Source organism: Aureimonas pseudogalii (assembly GCF_014196835.1).
Classification (GTDB): Bacteria; Pseudomonadota; Alphaproteobacteria; order Rhizobiales; family Rhizobiaceae; genus Aureimonas; species Aureimonas pseudogalii.
In genome coordinates, this window is sequence record NZ_JACIEK010000018.1 from 40,899 (window position 1) to 60,978 (window position 20,080).

Consider the following 20,080-nt stretch of genomic DNA (forward strand, 5'->3'; position numbering starts at 1 on the left):
TGACATTAGTGTCAATGTCAAGGACAGCCTTCAAGGAGGATTGGCGGTCGCGAAAGTCCCAAGTTTTCTTGATATGTTCCCCAACTTCTGCAATGCAGCAAAATCCGGAAACTTACGACAAGACCTCATTCGAGATGGTTTGCCGGTTATGGAAGACACGGATCGCCAGAACGACGCCAGCGATCAGGACGGCAACCCCGGCGGCTTCCATTTCGGTCGGCCATCGAGCATGGACGATAAGCCCGCCGATGACGCCGAAGGCGGTTTCCGAGACGATCAGCTGCGCGCCCAGCGCCACCGGCAGGTTTCGGGAGGCGACATTCCATGCCCATACGCCGCAGACGGTCGCCATCAGCGCGAGCGAGACACCCCAAAGATAGAGGGAGCCGGCTGCATCCCATCCGAACCCGAGCTTGGGAAGCTGAAAGAGCCCCAACGCTGCCCCGATCGGGAAGAAAGCGAGCATCTGGACACCTCCTCCGACCAGGATAAGCCCGGACCACACGCCCGAGGGCATGTCAGGCCGGATGGCGAGCGCCGCCTGATTGGCGACCGCAAACCAGACCCATAGCGCCACGGCACCAAGCGCCAGTGGAATGCCGATCCAAAGCGAGCGGACGGAAGCCAGATTTTCGGCCGTGAAGGCCGTACCATTCACCAGGGCTAGGCCGACCACCACCAGCATAAGCGGCAGCATCAGGAATCGCCATGGGAGCGAATCCTGACGCCGGTTGCCGACGATCGGGACCAGGCCGAGAAAAGCCGGGGCGATGACCGGCCCGCAAAAGATTGCGGCTCCCGTTACCGTCAGAAAATAGCCGACATATCCGATGAAGGCCAAGCCGAGTGCCGCTCGCCAGTTCGGCACCGTAAGATATTGCCTAACGTCTCTTGCTGAAAACAGAATGCCGAGACCGACCAGACCGGAGACGACATGGCGGATGAGAGCAAAATCGAAGGTGGAATAGTCACCAATGATGAAGGGGACGATGAAGTTGAGCGAGAAGGCGAAGGCCGCAAAGAGTGCGGCGAAGACGCCAATGGTGAATTGCTTGTTCATGCGAGGGCGGACCTGACAGTTTTAACGAAAGAGCTGTTGCCGATGCCTCGTTCCCAAGCTCCATTTCATCGATCTTCGGTAAGCTTAATCCTTCCATTCCGTCTCTTCGACGCCTAAGTCTGGGAACCGGCTTTCGGAAAATAGAAACATGAACTGGAATGATGTCCGATATTTCCTCGCCGTTACGCGCCATGGTGGCCTGACCGGCGCGGCACGAGAGATGAAGGCCAGTCCTTCCACGGTGGCGCGCAGGGTCGAAACCTTGGAGGCGGCGCTACGAACCCGGCTGTTCGAACGCAAGCCCGATGGCTACGAATTGACGGAAGCGGGCAGAGCCATGGTCGAAAAGGCTACGGCGATAGAAGCCGCCATGCATGAGTTGGAAGATGGTTTCTGCGGACAGGACGGCCACGTTTCGGGAACAGTGCGGATCGTCACCGTCGATACCCTCGCGCACCATCTCCTGATGCCGAACTTGCCCGTTCTTCAAGAAGCTTATCCCGATCTCGCGTTGGGAATTGCGGTCAACGCAACGTCCTTCGCCCAGCTTCCCTACAGAGAGTCGGACATCGGCCTTCGTCTCTGCCGGCCCGAGCAGGGAAATTTCGTGGTGCGGCGGATCGGAACGATCGGCTTCGGCCTCTATGCGTCGAAGGACTACCTTGCTCGCCACCCTGTTCGGGAAGATCAATTGCCGATCGCGGGTCATCGCCTCATTACATGGGGCGACCCGCTGTCTTTCCTTGCCTTGCCAAAAACGCTGCGGTCATGGGTCGAAAGCGGCATTGCTAATCTGACCGTCGATTCCATGCAGGCGCAGTTGCTCGCCATGAAAGCGGGCAACGGCCTCGGCGTGTTGCCGTGTATTCTTGCGGATGAAGAGGAACAGCTTGTAAGGCTCAGGCCCGATCTTTGCCAACAGGAAGAAGCGATCTGGCTTGTCGTTTCCGAAGCGGTTCGGGACATGAGGCGCATTCGCGTCGTCTGCGATTTCCTCGAAACCATCGTGAAACAGGGACAGCTCGCCCTTTCTGGACAAGCTAGGTGATTCGATGGATTCGCAAATATCCCGATTTTTGTTCGATATGTTATCTCGATTTTTGCAGTGCTGCAAAATCAGGACATTCGCGACAGACAGTCCCGTTTTCGGTAGCTAGAGGAGCTGCCCCTTCCCCTGCTCAATGATCAATTGCGGTTCACCATCCGAGGTCTGGCGATGTGAGCGGCCGTGTTCGTTGATCGTCGCTTTGATCTGGCGGCGCAGGTTCGAGAAGCTCTCGAACTTGACCACATCGACCGGCGTATCGAAGCGAATTGAAATCTGTCGGTGATTGGCCGGGCCGGAAAGGCCGATGATCCGCCCGGTGAAAGGCTGACCAAGATAGCGGCCCCGCACCCGATCGCTCAGGGCCAGTTCGGGAGATGCGTTGCGCAGAACCAACCGGGCGTGGAGCGTGTTCCAATCCTTTGCGCCGTGCTGTCTGGCTATCAGTTCCAACGCCTGCGCATGGCTCGTCGCAGTTCCTTGCGCCTGAAGCGCCGCGCGCAGGGCTTTGGCCTGCGCTTTTGCATCATCAATGGTCATCTGCCTTTCTCCGCATCGACGTCCGGCGCGTCAGCGGGGTGCAGGACATGGCGCCCGATCATCACGGCGAGCATGAGAATGCTCGCGTCCGCCATCGGAAAGGCCAGCCAGATGGCCGACACCCCGAAACCGACAGAAAGTGTCAGTATGAGCAAGGGTGTCAGAAACCAAGGCTTCACCAGAGTTAATGCCGCAGTCCGCCCCGGTTGACCAAGAGCTTGGAAATAGAGCGCCAAGACAAGGACCGGGCCAGATGATGAGTAAAGTAGCATCACAGGCCGCAGTATCTCCGCGACGGCGGCGATCACGGCGGGGTCATCGCTGAACCAACTGCCGAGGGTGGTTCCCGCAAAGACGCCGACCAACATCACCGACAGGCACCAAAGGAAAGCGGCCCCCATCGCCAGCCGTAACGTGGCCAGCGCCCGGTCATTCCTTCCCGCACCAGCATTGTTGCCGGCAATGCTTTGTGTGGCCAGCGCAATTGCCATCTGCGGCATAAAGGAAAATCCTAAAAGCCGCGTCACTACGCCATAAGCGGCAATCAAGGCGTCATATTCTGGGCCGGCAGAAGACCGCAGGGACAGAATCACGATACTGGCGACCACGGCGATGCCGATGAAACTGAGGCACAGCGGCAGGCCCAGCCGAACGATCTGTGACCACGCCCCTAGCCAGCTTTGCGAGCGCAGAACGGACAGTGGCAGCAGCCCCTTTGTATGTCCCCTCACGCCGACCACCAGCGCCAACCCGAGGGCTTGGGCCGCGACCGTGCCGAGGGCCGAACCCGAAATCCCCAGGCCAAGCACCACGATCCCCAACCAGTTCGCGCCGATATTGAACAGGTTGACCAGCACGGACAGGGCGGCAATCAAGCTAGCCCTCCCCTCGTTGCGCAGGGCATCGGCATGGACGCCAAGCATCAACTGTGCTGGCGCGCCGAGAATGATGATCCGCAGATAATCCTGCGCCAATCCGGCGAGCTTGGGATTACTTGCAGCCATAGAATCGACAAGCGCAGGGCCGACCACCGCCCATAGTGCCACAAGACCAACCGAAATCGCCAGCACCAGCCCATGCGCCTCGGCAAAGACGCGCCCGGCGGCTACGCGATCCCCGGCACCCAGATACCGAGCCATCAGGCTCGACATGCCGCCGCCCGCCAAGGTCGTCAGCGCCGAAAGCACCATGGCCGCCGGAAAGGCCAAGCTCACCGCCGCGAGCGCGTCGGACCCGATGAAGTGGCCGACGAAAATCCCATCGACAACATTAAGAACTCCGCCCATCGACATGACCACGGCCATAGGAAGGGCGTTTGACAGAAACAGTCGCCCGATAGGGGCGGCCAGAAAAGGGTTAACCTTTTGGACAGCGTGCCGCGCAGACATCGCTCACTCCTCTTGAGACGCATTTCAAGGTGGAATGGGGGCCTGCATTGCCCACCGCGCGAAATGCTTCGAGGGTGAGGTGTCTTGTCTATCCGGGCTTCACCGTGGCTTGCGCCGCAGGCGGCAGGTGCCGGAACCTTGGTCGCCAGACATAGGGGATGGGAGTTACCCGGTCAATTGAGCTGCTGTCGCAAATGTCCCGATTTTTGTTCGATATGTTATCTCGATTTTTGCAGTGCTGCAAAATCAGGATATTCGCTACAGCGGCGCGGTATCTTTCGACCCGTCGCGGTCATTCTTCGGCAAAGCTTATGTGCCGGGAAGCAGACATTCGCTCCTGTAGTAGTTTCGGCGCATTGCCCCTCTGAACGAGCATGAGGTGTTCCTTGCTCGATTTGGTAAGAATTTGCGAACTAGGGTCGCCGTAGCGCGACACCATTAGCTCTGGGTGCCTCTATGATCGCTATAAAATCAATGGCTGCACTCACGGTAGTCGCCCTTACGATCGGCGTAGCCGCATACATCCGCAAAGAGGAACCGCCTCAGGATCGCATCCAGCGACATGCAGAAGCGATCATAGCGAGCCCACGCTGGGCACGCGCGCAGATAGAGGCATCGTTGTCGGTATGTATCAATTACAGTCCAGAGGCATCAGCATCAGTTAAGAGCGCTGTTGCCGATATGCTTGAAGTTGTCGTTACCGCATACGCTGCTGGTGATGATATGAACGATATAACAGCCCGTGCAAAAGAAACGAGTTCGGTGGTCCGAGGCAAGCTCACCCACCAGCAAGGAGAGCAAGTCCTGCTATACATGCGTTCTGCCAACGATGCCGAGGTATCAAGCTGTTTGTACGACCAGCTAGAGGCAAGGCTCCGCGAGGCGCAAAGCTGATAGGCGGCGCTTATAGGAAACGGGCTGCTATCGATCCAATAAGGTCATTTCACAACCGCCAAGAATGCCCCTTAACCGGACATTGAGTAGGCTATTGTCTGACGCGGTGCGGGATAGGTGGGCTGTAAAACCGCTTGCAATGATGGCCCCCTTGGCGGGGTTTGACGCTTGGAATGCTGACCCCTGCTGAGCTGTTTTAGGCTCCCTCCGATGGCCCTGCTGGGCGTGCCGGAGGTTCGAGTGGGGAATGATCGACGTGGACTTGATAGGACGGATCCGGCGGGCCTTTCACGAGGAGCGTAGCGGCATCAAGACGATTGCCCGTGAGTTCGGGGTATCGCGCACGACGGTGCGCAAGGTGGTTCGCTCGAACGAGACGGAGTTCCGCTACGAGCGATCGGTGCAGCCGGCGCCCCGGCTCGGAGCTTTTGTCGGGGAGCTGACGGCGATCCTGGAAGCGGAGGCGGCGCTTCCGCGGCGCGAGCGGCGCTCGACGCAGCGCTTGTTCGAGGAGCTTCGCGGCCGCGGCTACGAGGGAGCGCACGACAGCGTGCATCGGTTTGCTCGGGCTTGGCGGCAGGAACGGGCCCGGCTTCCGGCCAAGGCCTATGTGCCGATGAGCTTTGCGCCGGGCGAGGCGTACCAGTTCGACTGGAGCCACGAGACGATCACGCTTCAGGGTCTGCCGCTGACGGTGAAGGTGGCGCACATGCGTTTGGCGCACAGCCGGATGCCGTTCGTACGGGCCTACTTCCGCGAGACGCAGGAACTGGTGTTCGACGCGCACGACCAGGCCTTCACCTTTTATGGCGGGGTCTGCCGACGCGGGATCTACGACAACATGAAGACGGCGGTGGAGACGATCTTCGTGGGCAAGGCGCGCCAGTACAACCGGCGCTTTTTGCAGATGTGCTCGCACCACCTGATCGAGCCGGTGGCCTGCACGCCGGCGGCGGGCTGGGAGAAGGGACAGGTCGAGAACCAGGTGGGGAACCTTCGCGACCATCTGTTCCGGCCCAAGCCGAAGGTGGCCAGCCTTGAGGAGCTGAACCGCTGGCTGGCCGATCAGTGCGTCGCCCATGCCCGGCGCACCCGGCATCCCGAACAGAAGGAGCGCAGCGTCTGGGAAGTGTTCCAGGCGGAGAAGGCGTCGCTGATGGCGCTGCGCGCGCCCTTTGACGGCTTCGTCGAGAAGGCAGTGCGCGCCAGCACGACCTGCCTCGTGATGGCGGACCACAACCGCTACAGCGTGGATGCTCGGGCCGCGGGACAAACGGTTCTGGTGCGCAGCTACGCCGAGCGGATCGTGGTGCTGTTCGACAACGAGATCGTGGCCGAGCATCCGCGGCAGTACCGTCGCAACCAGGTCGTCTACGACCCTTGGCACTACCTGCCGGTGCTGGTGCGCAAGCCGGGCGCGCTTCGGAATGGCGCGCCCTTCAAGAACTGGGACCTGCCGCCGGCGCTGGCCGGGGTCCGCGTCGGCCTGAAGCGTCACGAAGATGGCGACCGGCAGTTCGTGAAGGTGCTCGGGGCGGTGCTGGACCATGGGCTGGAGGCCGTGGAAGCGGCCTGTGCCGAGGCGCTGGAGGCCGGGCTCTGCCACGGTGATGTGATTCTGACGGTTCTGGCCCGCCAACGTCAGGAGCCGACACGCCTTTCGATCGAGATCCCGGAGGCTTTGACGCTCAAGGCGCCGCCGGTCGCCGATTGCGCCCGTTACGACAGCTTGCGGAGGGTTGCGTGATGGAGCGTCATGACCTTCTGGACGCGATGGAGGAGTTGAAGCTGCACGGCATGCGGGCCAGCTTCGACGAGATCACCGGAAAGGGCTTGGCCCGACGCGACGAACTGTATCCGCTGCTTGCCAGCCTTCTGCGCGCTGAGCAGAACCATCGTCACGCTCGCTCCATCGTTTACCGGATCTCGAGCGCCAAGTTCCCGGTGTTGAAGGATCTCGACGCCTTTCGCTTTGCTGAGACCCCGGTCGACGAGCCCAAAGTGCGCGAGATCGCCAGCGGCGCCTTTCTGGAAGCCAAGCGCAACGCCATCTTCATCGGTGGCACGGGCACCGGCAAAACCCATCTGGCGATCGCGGTCGCCAGCGCCGTGGTGCGCTCGCATGCTCGAGGCCGGTTCTACAACCTCGTCGACTTGGTGAACCAGCTTGAGCGCGAGAAGGCGGCGGGACGGGGCGGACGACTGGCCGAGACGCTTCTGCGCTACGACCTCGTGGTGATCGACGAACTGGGCTACCTGCCGTTCAGCCAGGCTGGGGGCCAGTTGCTCTTCCACCTGATCTCCAAGCTCTACGAGCACACCTCGCTGGTGATCACCACGAACTTGGCCTTCGCCGATTGGCCGCAGGTGTTTGGCGACGCCAAGATGACCACGGCCATGCTCGACCGTCTCACCCACCACTGCGACATCGTCGAGACCGGCAACACGAGCTGGCGCTTCAAGAACCGAAGCTGACCCCGCCCGACGTCCCCGACAACCGCACCGCGACATGCTGAGGGCCCCGATCGGGGCCCTCGGCATGTCGCGGCCAACCTTCAACGAAAGGGGCCAGCATTCGGCGCGAAAAGGGGGCCAGCATTCCAAGCGATTTGACACCCACAACGCCATTCGGGGCTTCGAGACGATGCGAATGTTCCGGAAGGGGCAGTTCCGCTCGATGGTCGACAGCCTCGCCGACGGATCGGAGGCCCGCTTCATCGGACGGCTGTTCCAGGTGTTCGTCGCCTGAAAATGGAACAGAAAGGGATCAGCGCGGCCGGATCGGATATTCGCAACGGAGCCCGGCGAAGGCACAGGATCAAGAGACGCCGTAGCGGGCTACAAGTGGGGCTGGACTGAGTTCAACCGCTGCAAGCGACCCTTCCAAGTCCTCCATCGCGATGCACGCCGCGGTCGAAAGCGGTCGTTCGAGCCATGCCCTATTCCGGCAGGGCCGACCGGATGGCCGATCCGGCCAGCCGCGCGCTCGCCAGGAGTTGGTCGTGGGTGTGGCCGTTGCGAGCCTTGGCGGACAGGCCGAACATGGTCGTCGCCACGAAGTCCGTCATGACCGCCGCTTCCTCAAGATGGCGCTGCGCGACGTGGTCCTGGATCTGCGCTTCCACGGCCATGTTGTAGGCAAGGGCTGCCTCCCGGGCGTCCGCATCGTTGCAACGTGTCCCTTCGACGACGAGACAACCAGTGGCCTTTGGGTCGTCGGAATAGTAACGGGCTGCCGCCTCCAACAGCGCCGCAAGGTTGTCGGCCACGGAGCGGTCCTGCCTCAGGATATCCGCAAGGGGGATCGCTCCAGCACCCGCGTACCGCTCGAGGACCCTCGCGTAGAGACCCTGCTTGCTGCCGAAGGCCGAATAGAAGCTCGGCGGATTGATGCCGAGAGCGTCGGTCACATCCGCCACGCTGACGGCGTCGTAGCCTCGGGAATGGAACAGACCCTCGGCCGTCGCGACAGCCTGTTCCGGATCGAAGCGGCGTGGGCGACCGCGCGGGCGAGGTCTTTTTGTATCAGACACTACGTAATCCGTTGACTGATCAAGATTTCCAATTTATGTATCACACACTACATTAAGTCTCAAGGATGCGAACATGACGACGTTTGAAGGCAAGACGGTCCTGGTTCTGGGTGGAAGCCGGGGAATCGGCGCCGCCATCGTTCGGCGCTTCGCAGCCGATGGTGCGGCCGTCACCTTCACATATGCCGGATCGCAGGAGGCGGCCGAGAGCTTGGCCGCAGAGACCGGGAGCAAGAGCGTCCGCACCGACAGTGCCGACCGGGACGCAGTGATCGCGACCGTGCGCGCGAGCGGACCGCTCGACGTTCTCGTCGTGAACTCCGGCTTTGCGATCTTCGGCGACGCGCTCGATCAGGACCCTGACGAAATCGATCGGCTCTTCCGGGTCAACGTGCATGCGCCCTACCACGCCTCGGTCGAAGCCGCGAGGCAGATGCCGGAGGGTGGACGGATTGTCGTGATCGGTTCGGTGAACGGCGACCGTATGCCGGTACCCGGCATGGCATCCTATGCGCTGAGCAAATCGGCTCTCCAAGGTCTGGCACGCGGACTGGCACGAGACTTCGGTCCGCGCGGCATCACCATCAACGTCGTGCAGCCCAGACCCATCGACACCGACGCCAATCCGGCGGACGGGCCGATGCGGGATCTGATGCACAGCTTCATGGCCCTCAAGCGTCACGGACGGCCCGAAGAGGTCGCCGCCATGGTGGCATGGCTTTCGGGACCGGAAGCGGGCTTCGTGACGGGAGCCATGCACACGATCGATGGCGCATTCGGCGCCTGAATCGAGCGGATTGCCCCTTCCGGAACATCCGCATCGTCTCGAAGCCGCGCATGGGCGTTGTGGGCGGTTTTCTCAGACTGGAACCCGCGCACAGGCCGGATCCGCTGCTTCAGCTTGCCGTGGTCGAACTCGGAGCCGATTGTTTAGGTATTTGGCCTGCCGGTGCTGGCATGTCGCAGCGAGCCGCTCTTGTCGTCGCAACAAGGCGATCGCTTGGTTGTAGGCCGGGTTCTTGCCCGTCGAGATCACTGATGGCCGGTTGTGCGGCGAACGGTTCAAAGCCTTTATGAGAAGGCGTTTGGCTGCTTCTGTCGTACGCTTCTGCGACAACTGGAAGTCGAGCGTCTCGCCTTGATCGCCGATCGCGCGGTATAGCTACATCCATTCGCCACGGACCTTCCGTAAAGTCTCGTCGACATGCCAGCTGCGGTTGTTGCGATCCCTGCACCACTGGAAGCGACGGTCGAGCTTGGGAGCGTAGAGCTGGACCCAGCGGAGATGATGGTGTGGTCCACCGAGAGACCGCGTCCGGCCATCATTTTTTCAAGGGCGCGATAGCTCAGGGCGTAGAGGCAGTACCAGCGCATGCAAAGCAGGATGATGTCGGGGCTAAGTGTCGGCTTTTGAACGCTGCGCTTACGCATCACCTCATTTGCAGCTGTCAAGGCCAAAGCGTGCACCCTCATCGGCGACCTGCAACGGAGCGGTCGAGGTGGTACCACGGCATAGGCGTGCACCAGTCCTTGTGTGCCGGAACGAGTCGCCGTTCGAGAGGTGCCCTCTCGACGCAGTCTGGAGACGAATTGGCCAGCCGGCTCTGTTGCAGACCGCCGATCAGGCCTCAGTTTTGCAACGACGACATTCAGCCTTTGGTTGGTTTAGATACCGCAGCCAGGCGCCTTTGCAGCGTGCCTCGTGAAGGTGACAGAATGACAGCGACGCCTCCGAGCGCCAGGACCGATCCGGCGAGCATCTTGATGTCGACTTGGTCGCCCGTGAAGACGATCCCAAGGCCGACCGTCATGATCGGCATAAGCAGCGTCAGCGGAGCAACGAGGTTGACGTCGTAGAGTTGTAGCAGACGATAATAGCCCGTATGCGCCACGATCGTTACGACGACCGCCGAGAAGGCGATGGCTGCCGCGACAGGCCACCCGCCGTTCGCGATATGGGTCACCGGCGCAGCCTCTGTCAGACCCGAAATGATCGCCAAGGGCAGGAGGGAGATCAGGCTGACCCATGCCTGCAACTGCAGGGGTGCGATCCTCGGCATTCCCTTCATCAACACCGAACCCAGGGACAGCGCGAATGCCGATGCCAGGACGAAGCTGGCGCCCAGGGAAGGGACGAGTCCTCCTGGTGTCCACATCACCGTGATCACGCCGGCGAATGCGATCGCAGTCCCCAGGACGCGTCGTCGCGACATGCGTTCTTTCAACAGCCACACCGAGAGAACGGCGGTCGCGGGGATGCCAAACTGCACGACGATCGCCGCCGTGGAGGGCGATGCATATTGCAGGCCTAGAAACAGAAGGCCGAAATGACCGGCTCCCATCAAACCCCCGACGGCGACCATGCGACCGAACGGTCTGGGAATGGGCACGAGGAACCGATGCAGGAGGATCGCCACGACGGCAAACCGAAGGAATGCGTACAACAACGGCGGGGTGCCGAGATCGGCGATGACGATCCGTCCCACGACGACGTTCACGGCCCAGATGAAGCAGATGCCGATCAAGGTGATCAAATCGAGAGGTGACATCGGCCCCATCAAACCAGTTGCGCAGCGTCACTTGATATATCATATTTCCATCGACCTTCAACGAAGAGCGATGCCGATGACGATCAATGTTCGAGAGCACAGGGATGTCGAGCTTCGACGCCGCGCGGAGCGCGTCATTCCCGGCGGGATGTCGGGGCACCTGAACGTCAAGGGCCTGCCTGAGGGCTACCCGCAGTACTTTCGAAGCGGCGACGGCTGTCGCCTGACCGACGTCGATGGCCGGATCTATCTCGACTTCATGTGCAGCTGGGGGCCGAACATCCTCGGTCACCGTCATCCCGAGGTGGAAGCTGCCGTCCGCACGCAACTGGATCTTGGCGACTGTCTGAATGGGCCGACGCCGCATCTGGTCGATCTGGCGGAGTGTTTCGTCGATCTCTTGCCGGGCGCGCACTGGGCCATGTTCCAAAAGAACGGCACGGACGCGACGACGACCTGCGTGACCCTTGCACGAGCTCGCACCAAGCGCCGCAAGGTTCTCGTCGCCGCCGGCGCCTACCACGGCGCCGTTCCATGGTGTTCGCCCTCTCTGATCGGCGTGACGGCCGAAGATCGCGCCCATATCGACACCTACGTCTACAACGACATCGAAAGCCTGGAGGCGGCGGCGAAAGCTGCGAGCGGCGACCTTGCCGCCGTCATCGTCTCACCGTTCAGGCATGATTTCGGGGTCGAGCAGGAACTGCCGACACCGGAGTTCGCGTCCCGCGTCCGCAGCCTCTGCGACGAAGCGGATGCCGCCCTGATCCTCGACGAGGTACGATGCGGTTTTCGCCTTTCGATGAAGGGAAGCTGGAGCGTGCTCGGCATCGAGCCGGACCTCTCCTCCTGGAGCAAGGCCATCGCGAACGGCTATCCACTTGCAGCCGTCACCGGCACGGACGCCTATCGCGAGGCGGCGTCGCAGATCTACGTGACGGGCTCCTTCTGGTGCGGGGGCGCAGCCATGGCAGCAGCCGTCGCGACACTTCGCATCCTCAAGCGAGAGGACGGACCGGAGAAGATGCGTTCGGTCGGCCAGCGGTTCCGCGACGGGATCGACGCGCAGGCCGAACGGCATGGTGTGATACTGCGCAACAGCGGCCCTCCGCAGATGCCGCTCATCCTGTTCCAGGACGATCCGGACTATGCCAAAGGCGCACGCTTCACGCAGGAAACGCTCGCCCGTGGCGTCTACCTCCATTACAAGCACAACATGTTCCTCAGCCTTGCCCACACCGAAGCCGACATCGATGAGGCGTTGAGGGCAACCGACGCGGCTCTCGGCGTGGTGGCACGGGAGTTCGGCTGAACGTTGCGGCCGTCCCACCCACGGCGTCGATGTGCCCCCTGCCGTAGCCAGCCGCTCTGGCGCATTGTAGAGCGGCAACGGGCGGGGAGTCGTGACACGCAATGCCGGACGTAGAAATGATGGGTCTCGCGCCTGTGGGAGGCGCGAGCCTGAGCGACCAGATCTATCAGCAGATCCGCTCTCAATTGATGAGCGGTCAACTCCCACCGCATCAACGCCTGCGAATACGTGACCTCGCTGCAGGGCTCGGGACCAGCGAGACGCCGGTTCGGGAAGCCATCTTCCAACTCGTGCGAGACGGCGCTCTCGAACTGAAGGCGCGCCACTACATTCGCGTCAGGGGTCTCACCCTTCCCGAATATATCGAGAACCGAGACATTCGCCTCCTTCTCGAGCCGTTGGCAGGCGAGCGTGCCCTCGCCCATGTAGATGGCGCAGCCCTCGAAGCCCTGACCGAAACGCACGCTCATCTGACCGCGGCAGAAGCCGAGGGTAAATGGCGCGAGGCCATCAACGCGAACTACGAGTTCCATTTCGGTTTATATCGGCTTTCCGGAATGCCGCACCTCATCGAAGTGCTGGAAAGGCTTTGGTTGCGACTGGGGCCGATGCTGAACCATCTCTATCCTCACGGAAAACCGACCTATGCAGGCCGGCATCAGCATGAAAACATCCTGGATGCGCTCCGGCGAGGCGATCGAACCGATCTGGCCGCTTCGATACGCGACGACATGCTGGAGGGCGGACGCGGTTTTGTCATTCGGCTGGAGGAGCTGTCGCGAGCCGGCCTCCTCAACACCGACGGCGACTGAAGACGGCACCAGCATAGAATTTAAGCAGATAATCTTTGCGATTGATTTAGCGGCATTATTGTCTTGACAATTGCCCAGCAGCAGATTTGATATATCGTGTATCAAACAGGATAGGTGCTCGCGATGTCGATCGGAACGTTCCTGAAATCAAACCTCTCTGCTCTCGCCATTTGTGCGGCGACGCTGGCATCCCCCAGCGTCGCCGGGTCGGCGCAAGCGGCCGAAGGGGCCCTGGTCGTTGCCCGAAACATGGATATCAACTCGCTCGATCCCGCCCGTGCGTTCTGCGACACCTGTCAGATCTACCTATCGGCCGTCTATGAGACCCTTCTGACGCTGGGAGACGACAACAAGACCTTGGTGCCGAAGCTGGCGACGGCATGGTCCGCCAATGCCGACCAGACGGAATTTACCTTCGATCTCTCTCCGAACGCAGTCTTCGCCGACGGCTCTCCCGTAACGTCGGCGGACGTCGCCTGGTCCTTACAGAGATTGAAGAACATCAAGGGTGATCCGTCCTTCCTCATGGATTCCGTTGCGTCGATCGACACACCGAGCGCGAAGAAGGTCGTCATCTCGACCAAGGAGCCCAACTCAGAATTTCTTGGTATCCTCGCGGCGTCCTACGCCGGCATTCTGAACAAGAGACTCGCCGAAGCGAACGGAGCGAGCGCAGGCGAGGACGCGGCGACGGTGGACACGGCCGACAACTGGTTCTTCGCCAACTCCGCCGGAAGCGGCCCCTACACGCTCAGCTCTTATCGGGCCGACGACGAACTCCGCTTCGCCGCCAATCCGAACTACTGGGGCACCAAGCCGGCCATGCCGGAAGTGATCATCAAGCAGACCGCCGACGCCGTCGCACAGGCGCAGATGCTGGAATCGGGTGCGGCCGACGTCGCCATGCAGATCGATCCCGATACGGCCGCGTCGTACTCGAACGCCGAGATCGTGATCTCGGCCGTCCCGTCCTTCAACTTTCTCTACCTCGCCCTCAGCCCCGCCGCGAAAGCCAACACGACCCCGCTGACCAAGCCGATCCGCCAAGCCATCGCCGCAGCCATCGACTATTCCGCGATGATCGACTTCACCGTCGGCGGCAAGGGCAAGTTCCAGCCCGCCCCCATTCCGAACGGTTTCCCCGGGACCATGGATCTGCCGGAACCAAAGGAAGATATCGCCAAGGCCAAGGCCCTCCTGGCCGAAGCCGGCGTACCCGACGGGTTCACCATCGAGGCGCACTATCCCGCCGTGAACGCCTATGGCGTCGACATCTCGTTGATGATGCAGAAGGTCCAGCAGGATCTTGCCCGCATCGGCGTGACGCTCAATCTCACCCCTACGACCTTTGCCGTCTGGCGCGAGGAAGTGTCGGGCGACGGCATTCCTCTCACGGCCGTCTACTACGCGCCGGACTATTTCGGCTCCGCTCAGTACGTGCAGTATTTCGCCATGATCGAAGGTCAGCCCTGGGGCAAGCGCGCCGGCGCCGGTGCCGTCGATGGCGTCGCCAATCCGAAGGAAGCCGAACTGCTGAAGGAGGCTATGTCGTCGTCCGGGGAAAAGAACGAGGCCGCCTTCAGGGCGATCGCGCTGGAGATGATCGAGGACAAGGTCATCATTCCCCTCGTCAGCCCCGATCTCGTTCTGGCGGCTCGCAAGGGCGTCGAAGGCGTGCGCTACAGCGCTTGCTGCAACCTGGCCCTCGACAAGCTGAGGCGCGAGTAAGGGCGGTCGGCGACAGCGAGGACGACGCCCATGTCCGGAACCATCCTTCGACGACTGCTGATGATGCCGCTCCTCGTCTTCGGCATCATCACCGTCGCATTCCTCCTGTCGCAGTTCACCAAGGGCGATCCGCTCGCCTCTCTCATCGGCGAGCGCCAGATGAACAATCCGGTGATCGTTGCTGCAGCCAAGGCGAAATGGGGTCTCGATCGATCACTGCCCGAGCGTTACGCCATCTATGTCGGCCGTCTTCTGACGGGCGACATGGGCACCTCGTTCCGCACGAGGCAGCCCGTGGCGAGCGATCTCGCGCAGCGCCTGCCGGCAACGGTGGAACTCGTCATCGCAGCGGTGATCGTCGGCGCCGTGTCGGGGATCGGGCTCGGTGTTCTCGCCGCCAAGCACCGCGACACGTGGATCGACACGCTGATCCGAACCTTTGCGTTGGCGGGATCGTCGGTTCCGATGTTCTGGCTCGGCCTCCTCGCGCTCTTTGTCTTCTCGTCGAAGCTCGGTCTCCTGCCGGGGCCTGGCCGCCTCGATACACGCAGCGTCGCACCTCACTTCGTCACCGGTTTCTTCACGATCGATGCCCTTCTGGAGCGCGACCTCGCGAAGTTCCGCGAAGCGCTGGCCCATCTCGTACTCCCGGCCTGCGTCCTCGGCTGGACCGTCACCGGCATCGTCGCCCGTCTGGTCCGTGCCGCCATGCTCGACGTGATGCACCAGGACTTCATCCTGGCCGCGCGAGCCAAGGGTGCCGGAGAATGGCGTGTCCTGCTCAACCACGGCCTGCGCAACGCCTTGATCCCGACGCTGACGATCCTCGGCTTCACCTTCGCCTATCTCATCACCGGAGCCGTCCTCACGGAAACGATCTTCGCCTGGCCTGGGATCGGCTCCTACGCCGTCGACGCCGCACGCTCGCTCGACCATCCCGCGATCATCGGCGTCACCATCGTCGGCGGCCTCTCGTTCCTGATCGCCAATCTCGTGACCGACATCGCTTATGCGGCCGTCGATCCTCGCGTGCGGATCGGTGGGCGATGACCGTCCTCCCGACCCTGACGGTCCGTTCCGTCGACGCGCCCCCCGCCTCGAACCGCTCATGGCGCCCGATCTGGCTGCGCGGTCCGGTGCTTGTCGGCCTGCTGGTCCTGGTGTCGTGGATCATCGTCGCGATCACCATCGATCTGTGGTCGCCCTATGATCCCGTAGCCCTGGCCGGGCGTCGCTTGCAGGCCCCGAGCCTGCAACACTGGCTGGGTACGGACGCGCTTGGCCGTGACGTGCTGATCCGGACTCTCTACGGCGCAAGGTTCTCCCTGCCGATCGCGGTCTGCGTGCTGGTGATCGCCGTCGCGATCGGTTGCTGCCTCGGAGCGATCGCCGGCTTCTTCGGGGGCATCGTCGACGGGATGATCATGCGGCTCGCCGACATCACCCTGTCGTTTCCCCCGATGCTGCTCGCCATGGCGATCGCCGCCTCGCTCGGCCCCGGCCTCCTGAACGCCGGGCTGGCAATGGTCATCGTGTGGTGGCCCGTCTACTCGCGTCTGATGCGGGCGCAGGTGATCTCGGTCCGCGAACTCGACCACGTCGAAGCTGCGGTCGCCGGAGGCGCTTCGCCAGCCCGCGTTCTCACCAAGCATATCGTCCCGCTCTGCTGGAGCCCCATCCTCGTCAATGCAACGATCGACGTCGGGCAGGTCATCCTCCTCGTTGCCGGCCTCAGCTTCATCGGCCTCGGCGCCAAGCCGCCGACGCCCGAATGGGGCCAAATGATCTCGGAAGGCGCCTCGAGCTTCTACAGCTGGTGGATCGCGACCGGTCCGGGCGTCGCCATCCTCTCACTGTCGCTTGCCTTCAGCTTCATCGGCGACGGTATTCGCGATCTCTTGGATCCTCGGAGCAACGCATCGTGACCGATCCCATGCTTCTCGACGTTCGCGGCCTTCGGATCGTGCTGCGGCAGAGGGACCGCGACGTCGTCGCCGTCAGCAACGTCGATCTGGAGGTCGGCCGGGGAGAGATCCTCGGCCTCGTGGGCGAGTCCGGCTCCGGCAAGAGTCTCTCTATGCTGGCTGCCCTCGGATTGCTTCCCCGTTCGGCCAAGGTCGATGGATCGGTGCGTCTCGCCGGGCAGGAACTCATCGGCCTCCGCGAGCGGGACATGCGGCGGATCCGCGGCAAGCGCATCGGCATGATCTTCCAAGATCCGATGACGGCGCTCGATCCCGTCATGACGGTCGGTGCGCAGATCGTCGAGACGATCCGGCTTCACGAACCGGATCTCTCGCGCCGTGCCGCGCGGCGCCGGGCCGTCGACCTTCTCGGACAGGTGGCCATCGCTTCCCCCGAGCAGCGGCTCGACCAATACCCGCACGAGTTTTCCGGCGGCATGCGTCAGCGCGTGGTGATCGCCATGGCCATCGCCAACGACCCGGAGCTTCTGATCGCCGACGAGCCGACGACGGCGCTCGACGTCACCATTCAGGCGCAGATCGTCGAGCTTCTCGACCGTCTGCGGCACGAGCGCCGCCTCGGCCTCGTCCTCATCACACACGATCTCGGCCTCGTCGCGGGTCTGGCCGACCGCGTGACGATCCTCTACTCCGGACGCATCGTCGAACGCGGTCCGGTATTGGACGTCTTCGCGGAGCCTCGGCATCCCTACACGCGAGGGCTTCTCAAGGCGATGCCGTCCTCGGACGAGACGCTGGATCGGCTCGTCGCCATCGAGGGAACACCTCCATCGCCTGCCGGGAGGCCGAGCGGATGCGCCTTCCATCCCCGTTGCCCGATGGCGATCGATCCCTGCGTCTCGGATGAACCAAGCTTCCGCTGGTTTGGCGCCGGCATGGCAGCTTGCCATCGCGCCCATGAACTCGAACCTCATCGGCAAGAGGTCGTCCATGCTCGCTGATCCCCGGCATCGCGATCCGGCTGCGATCGGGACCGAACCGGTCCTATCGGTCAGCCACCTCACCGTCGCCTTCCCGATCCGGAAGGGACTGATCGTCCGGCGGGAGGTCGGCGCCGTACAGGCCGTGTCCGACGTGTCGTTTCGACTCGAACGAGGCGAGACGCTCGGTCTGGTCGGCGAATCCGGATGCGGAAAGTCGACGCTGGCGCGGACCGTCATTCGGCTTCTCGCGCCGACATCCGGTGACATCCGGTTCAAGGGGTGCAACATCGCGGCCCTTTCGGCAGCCGAGATGCGCCCCTATCGGCAGCATCTCCAGATCGTCTTCCAGAACCCCTATGCTTCGCTCCATCCGCGCATGACCGCGGGCGAGATCGTCGCAGAGCCGCTTCGGGGACTCGGGATCGAGGTCGCCGAGCAACATCGTCGTATCGACGAAGCGTTTCAGCGTGTCGGACTGGCGAAGGAGCATCGAGATCGATTCCCCTTCGCGTTCTCCGGTGGCCAGAGGCAGCGGATCGGAATCGCACGCGCCCTTGTTCTCAAACCGGATGTGATCATCCTCGACGAGCCGGTCTCGGCGCTCGACGTTTCGATCCAGGCTGGCGTCCTCAACCTCCTGAAGGATCTGCAGGAGGAACTCGGACTTTCCTATCTCTTCATCGCGCACAATCTGTCGGTCGTGCGCCACATCTCCGACCGTGTGGCTGTGATGTATCTGGGAAAGATCGTCGAGTCGGCCCGGCGAGACGACCTCTATGCCCGCCCGCTGCATCCCTACACTGCGGCACTGCTTTCCGCAGCGCCGCTCGGCGATCCGGTGCGCGAACGCAAGCGATCCCGCATCGTGCTTCAGGGCGACGTTCCGAGCCCGGCGTCGCCGCCGTCCGGCTGCCGGTTCAGGACGCGTTGTCCCCGTGCGAAAGCGCTCTGTGCCGAAGCCGAGCCGCCAGAGGTGGAACGGGCACCGGGACATCTCGTCGCATGCCATTTTCCGCTCGAGACTTGAGATGCGGACGCGTCTAACACGTCATGGCCGCGCTGCCCGCTGTCGATACCGATGGTTCCGCCGCATATGTGGAACGGCCTGGTTTGAAGGATGATCGCCGCAACCGCTCCGACACGCCGGACTTCATCACGGCGTGGTCGATGCATTGGCAACGCCGGGGGGCTCACCAGTCTCTCAGATCGCGCCTTCCTTCGGGATCAACTCCTCCAGGGTCAGATCGGAGATAGCCTTGCGCAGCCGCTCATTCTCCTTCTCCAGATCCTTCAGGCGGCAGGCTTCCACAACGTCGCCGCCTTCGATCGAGATGGCGAACTCGTCGCCGCCGAGGCGCCCCACCAGCACGTTGCTGGCGTCGCAGTGCAGGCGCAGCCGATCCGCCACGCGCCGCAGCAGCTTGTCTCCCAGAAGGTGACCGTTGGAATCGTTGACGAACTTGAAGCCGTCGAGATCGATGAACAGGAGTGCGACCTGGGCGGCGGGTTTCAGAAGGCTCGCTTCCAGACGTTCGCGGAAGGTGTTGCGGTTGGCAAGGCCGGTCAGCGTGTCGAAATGGGCGAGCTGGTGGATGCGCGCTTCGGCCGCCACCTGCTGCGTGATGACCGACCACGTCAGCATCGGTCCGAGATAGCTGCCGTCCGTTCCCGTCACCGGCGAGACCTGGAGATCAAGCACTTCGGGACCGGGCTTGATCTTGGCCCGATGCGGCAGGTTGGCGGGATCGGAGAGCAGCCCGCGCTGGTGCGCCGGGCTCTTGTGGAAGACGTCGATCGAGGCGCCGAGCAGTTCGCTCGGCTTGATCGGAAGAAGGGTCTCGATCTGCCCGAGCGTGCGCTTGGAGGTCTCGTTCAGATAGGTGATGGCGAAGGAAACCGGATCGACCGTCATCACGGCGACAGGCATGTTGTCGATCATGCGCAGGAGCCGATACTCCTCGCGCGCCTTGGCGACCTCGGCCGTGGCGATGGCCCAGACGAGAAGCGCCCGGCTGATCCGCCCGGTGGAATCGGGAAGCGGGTGGATGTGGTGGTCCAGCCATTCCTCCCCGAACCGGATCCGCGCCTTGTGCGGGAGGTTTTCGGACTTGGCGAGGAGCGAGCGCTGATGGAGCGGGTTCTTGTTCAGCGCTGGCACGGGAGTTCGCAGTCAGCCGACTGACGATCCAGCGAGCGCGAGACCGAGCCGCACCTACTGGTCTGCCCCCTGAAAAGTGGCCCTCCCTGAAGTAGGCTTTCGAGCCTTTGGAGGATGCCAGGAATGCCGCAAAAGAAGCACAAGCCTGAAGAG

At 62.5% G+C, this 20,080-nt stretch carries 17 protein-coding genes and 3 pseudogenes; 12 read left to right on the forward strand and 8 right to left on the reverse strand.

Annotated features, from left to right (window positions below):
* Nucleotides 1–112 precede the first annotated feature (112 nt).
* Nucleotides 113–1,060, reverse strand: a complete 948-nt coding sequence (locus GGR04_RS20740) for a DMT family transporter (RefSeq protein WP_183202094.1) — start codon at nucleotides 1,058–1,060, stop codon at nucleotides 113–115.
* 148 nt (nucleotides 1,061–1,208) lie between these two features.
* Between GGR04_RS20740 and GGR04_RS20745 the strand changes: the two genes are divergently transcribed.
* Nucleotides 1,209–2,108, forward strand: coding sequence for a LysR family transcriptional regulator (locus tag GGR04_RS20745; protein WP_183202096.1), 900 nt, complete (start codon nucleotides 1,209–1,211; stop codon nucleotides 2,106–2,108).
* A gap of 105 nt (nucleotides 2,109–2,213) precedes the next feature.
* Here the strand turns inward: GGR04_RS20745 and GGR04_RS20750 are convergent, their stop codons facing one another.
* Complete coding sequence (locus tag GGR04_RS20750) at nucleotides 2,214–2,645, reverse strand: glyoxalase superfamily protein (protein ID WP_183202098.1); 432 nt, start codon at nucleotides 2,643–2,645, stop codon at nucleotides 2,214–2,216.
* Entirely contained in the window at nucleotides 2,642–3,949 is a 1,308-nt protein-coding gene (locus tag GGR04_RS20755) for an MATE family efflux transporter (RefSeq protein WP_210291908.1), read from the reverse strand. The genes GGR04_RS20750 and GGR04_RS20755 overlap by 4 nt, the downstream gene beginning before the upstream one ends.
* 558 nt (nucleotides 3,950–4,507) lie before the next feature.
* On the opposite strand from GGR04_RS20755, the gene GGR04_RS20760 reads away from it, so the two are divergent.
* The 3 genes and pseudogenes from GGR04_RS20760 to istB all read left to right on the forward strand — a co-directional run bounded on the left by GGR04_RS20760 (nucleotide 4,508) and on the right by istB (nucleotide 7,402).
* Nucleotides 4,508–4,927, forward strand: a complete 420-nt coding sequence (locus tag GGR04_RS20760) for a hypothetical protein (RefSeq protein WP_183202102.1) — start codon at nucleotides 4,508–4,510, stop codon at nucleotides 4,925–4,927.
* Nucleotides 4,928–5,174: 247 nt separating this feature from the next.
* A pseudogene (gene istA / locus GGR04_RS20765) lies at nucleotides 5,175–6,687 on the forward strand (IS21 family transposase).
* Complete coding sequence (istB, locus tag GGR04_RS20770; protein ID WP_183202106.1) at nucleotides 6,674–7,402, forward strand: IS21-like element helper ATPase IstB; 729 nt, start codon at nucleotides 6,674–6,676, stop codon at nucleotides 7,400–7,402. Before istA ends, istB begins: the two are co-directional and overlap by 14 nt.
* A 464-nt stretch (nucleotides 7,403–7,866) precedes the next feature.
* Here istB and GGR04_RS20775 read toward each other — a convergent pair whose 3' ends face one another.
* Nucleotides 7,867–8,460, reverse strand: a complete 594-nt coding sequence (locus GGR04_RS20775) for a TetR/AcrR family transcriptional regulator (protein WP_183202108.1) — start codon at nucleotides 8,458–8,460, stop codon at nucleotides 7,867–7,869.
* 73 nt (nucleotides 8,461–8,533) lie between these two features.
* On the opposite strand from GGR04_RS20775, the gene bdcA reads away from it, so the two are divergent.
* Nucleotides 8,534–9,247: an SDR family oxidoreductase gene (bdcA, locus tag GGR04_RS20780; protein WP_183202110.1), complete on the forward strand. Its 714-nt coding sequence runs from the start codon at nucleotides 8,534–8,536 to the stop codon at nucleotides 9,245–9,247.
* Nucleotides 9,248–9,319: 72 nt separating this feature from the next.
* On the opposite strand, the gene GGR04_RS24095 is transcribed toward bdcA, so the two are convergent.
* Both GGR04_RS24095 and GGR04_RS20790 read right to left on the reverse strand, forming a co-directional pair.
* The gene (locus GGR04_RS24095) at nucleotides 9,320–9,610 is read right to left on the reverse strand and encodes a DDE-type integrase/transposase/recombinase (protein WP_446680287.1); all 291 of its coding nucleotides are present in this window, start codon (nucleotides 9,608–9,610) and stop codon (nucleotides 9,320–9,322) included.
* A gap of 499 nt (nucleotides 9,611–10,109) precedes the next feature.
* The gene (locus tag GGR04_RS20790) at nucleotides 10,110–11,009 is read right to left on the reverse strand and encodes a DMT family transporter (protein WP_183202112.1); all 900 of its coding nucleotides are present in this window, start codon (nucleotides 11,007–11,009) and stop codon (nucleotides 10,110–10,112) included.
* 70 nt (nucleotides 11,010–11,079) lie between these two features.
* On the opposite strand from GGR04_RS20790, the gene GGR04_RS20795 reads away from it, so the two are divergent.
* The 7 genes from GGR04_RS20795 (at nucleotide 11,080) to GGR04_RS20825 (ending at nucleotide 18,796) form a co-directional block, all read left to right on the forward strand.
* Complete coding sequence (locus tag GGR04_RS20795; RefSeq protein WP_183202123.1) at nucleotides 11,080–12,321, forward strand: aminotransferase class III-fold pyridoxal phosphate-dependent enzyme; 1,242 nt, start codon at nucleotides 11,080–11,082, stop codon at nucleotides 12,319–12,321.
* Nucleotides 12,322–12,437: 116 nt separating this feature from the next.
* Nucleotides 12,438–13,133 carry a GntR family transcriptional regulator gene (locus tag GGR04_RS20800; protein WP_183202114.1) on the forward strand — a complete coding sequence of 232 codons (696 nt, stop codon included), beginning with the start codon at nucleotides 12,438–12,440 and terminating at the stop codon, nucleotides 13,131–13,133.
* Between the two features lie 114 nt (nucleotides 13,134–13,247).
* Nucleotides 13,248–14,861, forward strand: a complete 1,614-nt coding sequence (locus GGR04_RS20805; protein ID WP_376769882.1) for an ABC transporter substrate-binding protein — start codon at nucleotides 13,248–13,250, stop codon at nucleotides 14,859–14,861.
* A gap of 30 nt (nucleotides 14,862–14,891) precedes the next feature.
* Nucleotides 14,892–15,911 carry an ABC transporter permease gene (locus GGR04_RS20810; protein ID WP_210291910.1) on the forward strand — a complete coding sequence of 340 codons (1,020 nt, stop codon included), beginning with the start codon at nucleotides 14,892–14,894 and terminating at the stop codon, nucleotides 15,909–15,911.
* A complete protein-coding gene (locus tag GGR04_RS20815) occupies nucleotides 15,908–16,786 on the forward strand; it encodes an ABC transporter permease (RefSeq protein WP_183202116.1) in 879 nt (292 codons plus the stop codon). Before GGR04_RS20810 ends, GGR04_RS20815 begins: the two co-directional genes overlap by 4 nt.
* An 8-nt stretch (nucleotides 16,787–16,794) precedes the next feature.
* Nucleotides 16,795–17,787 carry an ABC transporter ATP-binding protein gene (locus GGR04_RS20820; protein WP_183202127.1) on the forward strand — a complete coding sequence of 331 codons (993 nt, stop codon included), beginning with the start codon at nucleotides 16,795–16,797 and terminating at the stop codon, nucleotides 17,785–17,787.
* The gene (locus GGR04_RS20825) at nucleotides 17,777–18,796 is read left to right on the forward strand and encodes an ABC transporter ATP-binding protein (RefSeq protein WP_183202118.1); all 1,020 of its coding nucleotides are present in this window, start codon (nucleotides 17,777–17,779) and stop codon (nucleotides 18,794–18,796) included. The genes GGR04_RS20820 and GGR04_RS20825 overlap by 11 nt, the downstream gene beginning before the upstream one ends.
* Before the next feature lie 180 nt (nucleotides 18,797–18,976).
* Here GGR04_RS20825 and GGR04_RS24635 read toward each other — a convergent pair.
* Nucleotides 18,977–19,411: pseudogene (locus GGR04_RS24635) on the reverse strand (diguanylate cyclase domain-containing protein); the annotation flags it as partial.
* Nucleotides 19,412–19,615: 204 nt separating this feature from the next.
* Nucleotides 19,616–19,708 (reverse strand): annotated as a pseudogene (locus tag GGR04_RS24640) (hypothetical protein); the annotation flags it as partial.
* Nucleotides 19,709–20,080: the final 372 nt, after the last annotated feature.

Excerpts from the sequence above, each read along its gene's own strand:
- GGR04_RS20740 (WP_183202094.1), bottom strand. The coding sequence starts at position 1,060 with ATGAACAAGCAATTCACCATTGGCGTCTTCGCCGCACTCTTTGCGGCC.
- GGR04_RS20745 (WP_183202096.1), top strand. The coding sequence starts at position 1,209 with ATGAACTGGAATGATGTCCGATATTTCCTCGCCGTTACGCGCCATGGT.
- GGR04_RS20750 (WP_183202098.1), bottom strand. The coding sequence starts at position 2,645 with ATGACCATTGATGATGCAAAAGCGCAGGCCAAAGCCCTGCGCGCGGCG.
- GGR04_RS20755 (WP_210291908.1), bottom strand. The coding sequence starts at position 3,949 with ATGGCCGTGGTCATGTCGATGGGCGGAGTTCTTAATGTTGTCGATGGG.
- GGR04_RS20760 (WP_183202102.1), top strand. The coding sequence starts at position 4,508 with ATGGCTGCACTCACGGTAGTCGCCCTTACGATCGGCGTAGCCGCATAC.
- istB (WP_183202106.1), top strand. The coding sequence starts at position 6,674 with ATGGAGCGTCATGACCTTCTGGACGCGATGGAGGAGTTGAAGCTGCAC.
- bdcA (WP_183202110.1), top strand. The coding sequence starts at position 8,534 with ATGACGACGTTTGAAGGCAAGACGGTCCTGGTTCTGGGTGGAAGCCGG.
- GGR04_RS20790 (WP_183202112.1), bottom strand. The coding sequence starts at position 11,009 with ATGTCACCTCTCGATTTGATCACCTTGATCGGCATCTGCTTCATCTGG.
- GGR04_RS20795 (WP_183202123.1), top strand. The coding sequence starts at position 11,080 with ATGCCGATGACGATCAATGTTCGAGAGCACAGGGATGTCGAGCTTCGA.
- GGR04_RS20800 (WP_183202114.1), top strand. The coding sequence starts at position 12,438 with ATGATGGGTCTCGCGCCTGTGGGAGGCGCGAGCCTGAGCGACCAGATC.
- GGR04_RS20810 (WP_210291910.1), top strand. The coding sequence starts at position 14,892 with ATGTCCGGAACCATCCTTCGACGACTGCTGATGATGCCGCTCCTCGTC.
- GGR04_RS20815 (WP_183202116.1), top strand. The coding sequence starts at position 15,908 with ATGACCGTCCTCCCGACCCTGACGGTCCGTTCCGTCGACGCGCCCCCC.
- GGR04_RS20820 (WP_183202127.1), top strand. The coding sequence starts at position 16,795 with ATGCTTCTCGACGTTCGCGGCCTTCGGATCGTGCTGCGGCAGAGGGAC.
- GGR04_RS20825 (WP_183202118.1), top strand. The coding sequence starts at position 17,777 with ATGCTCGCTGATCCCCGGCATCGCGATCCGGCTGCGATCGGGACCGAA.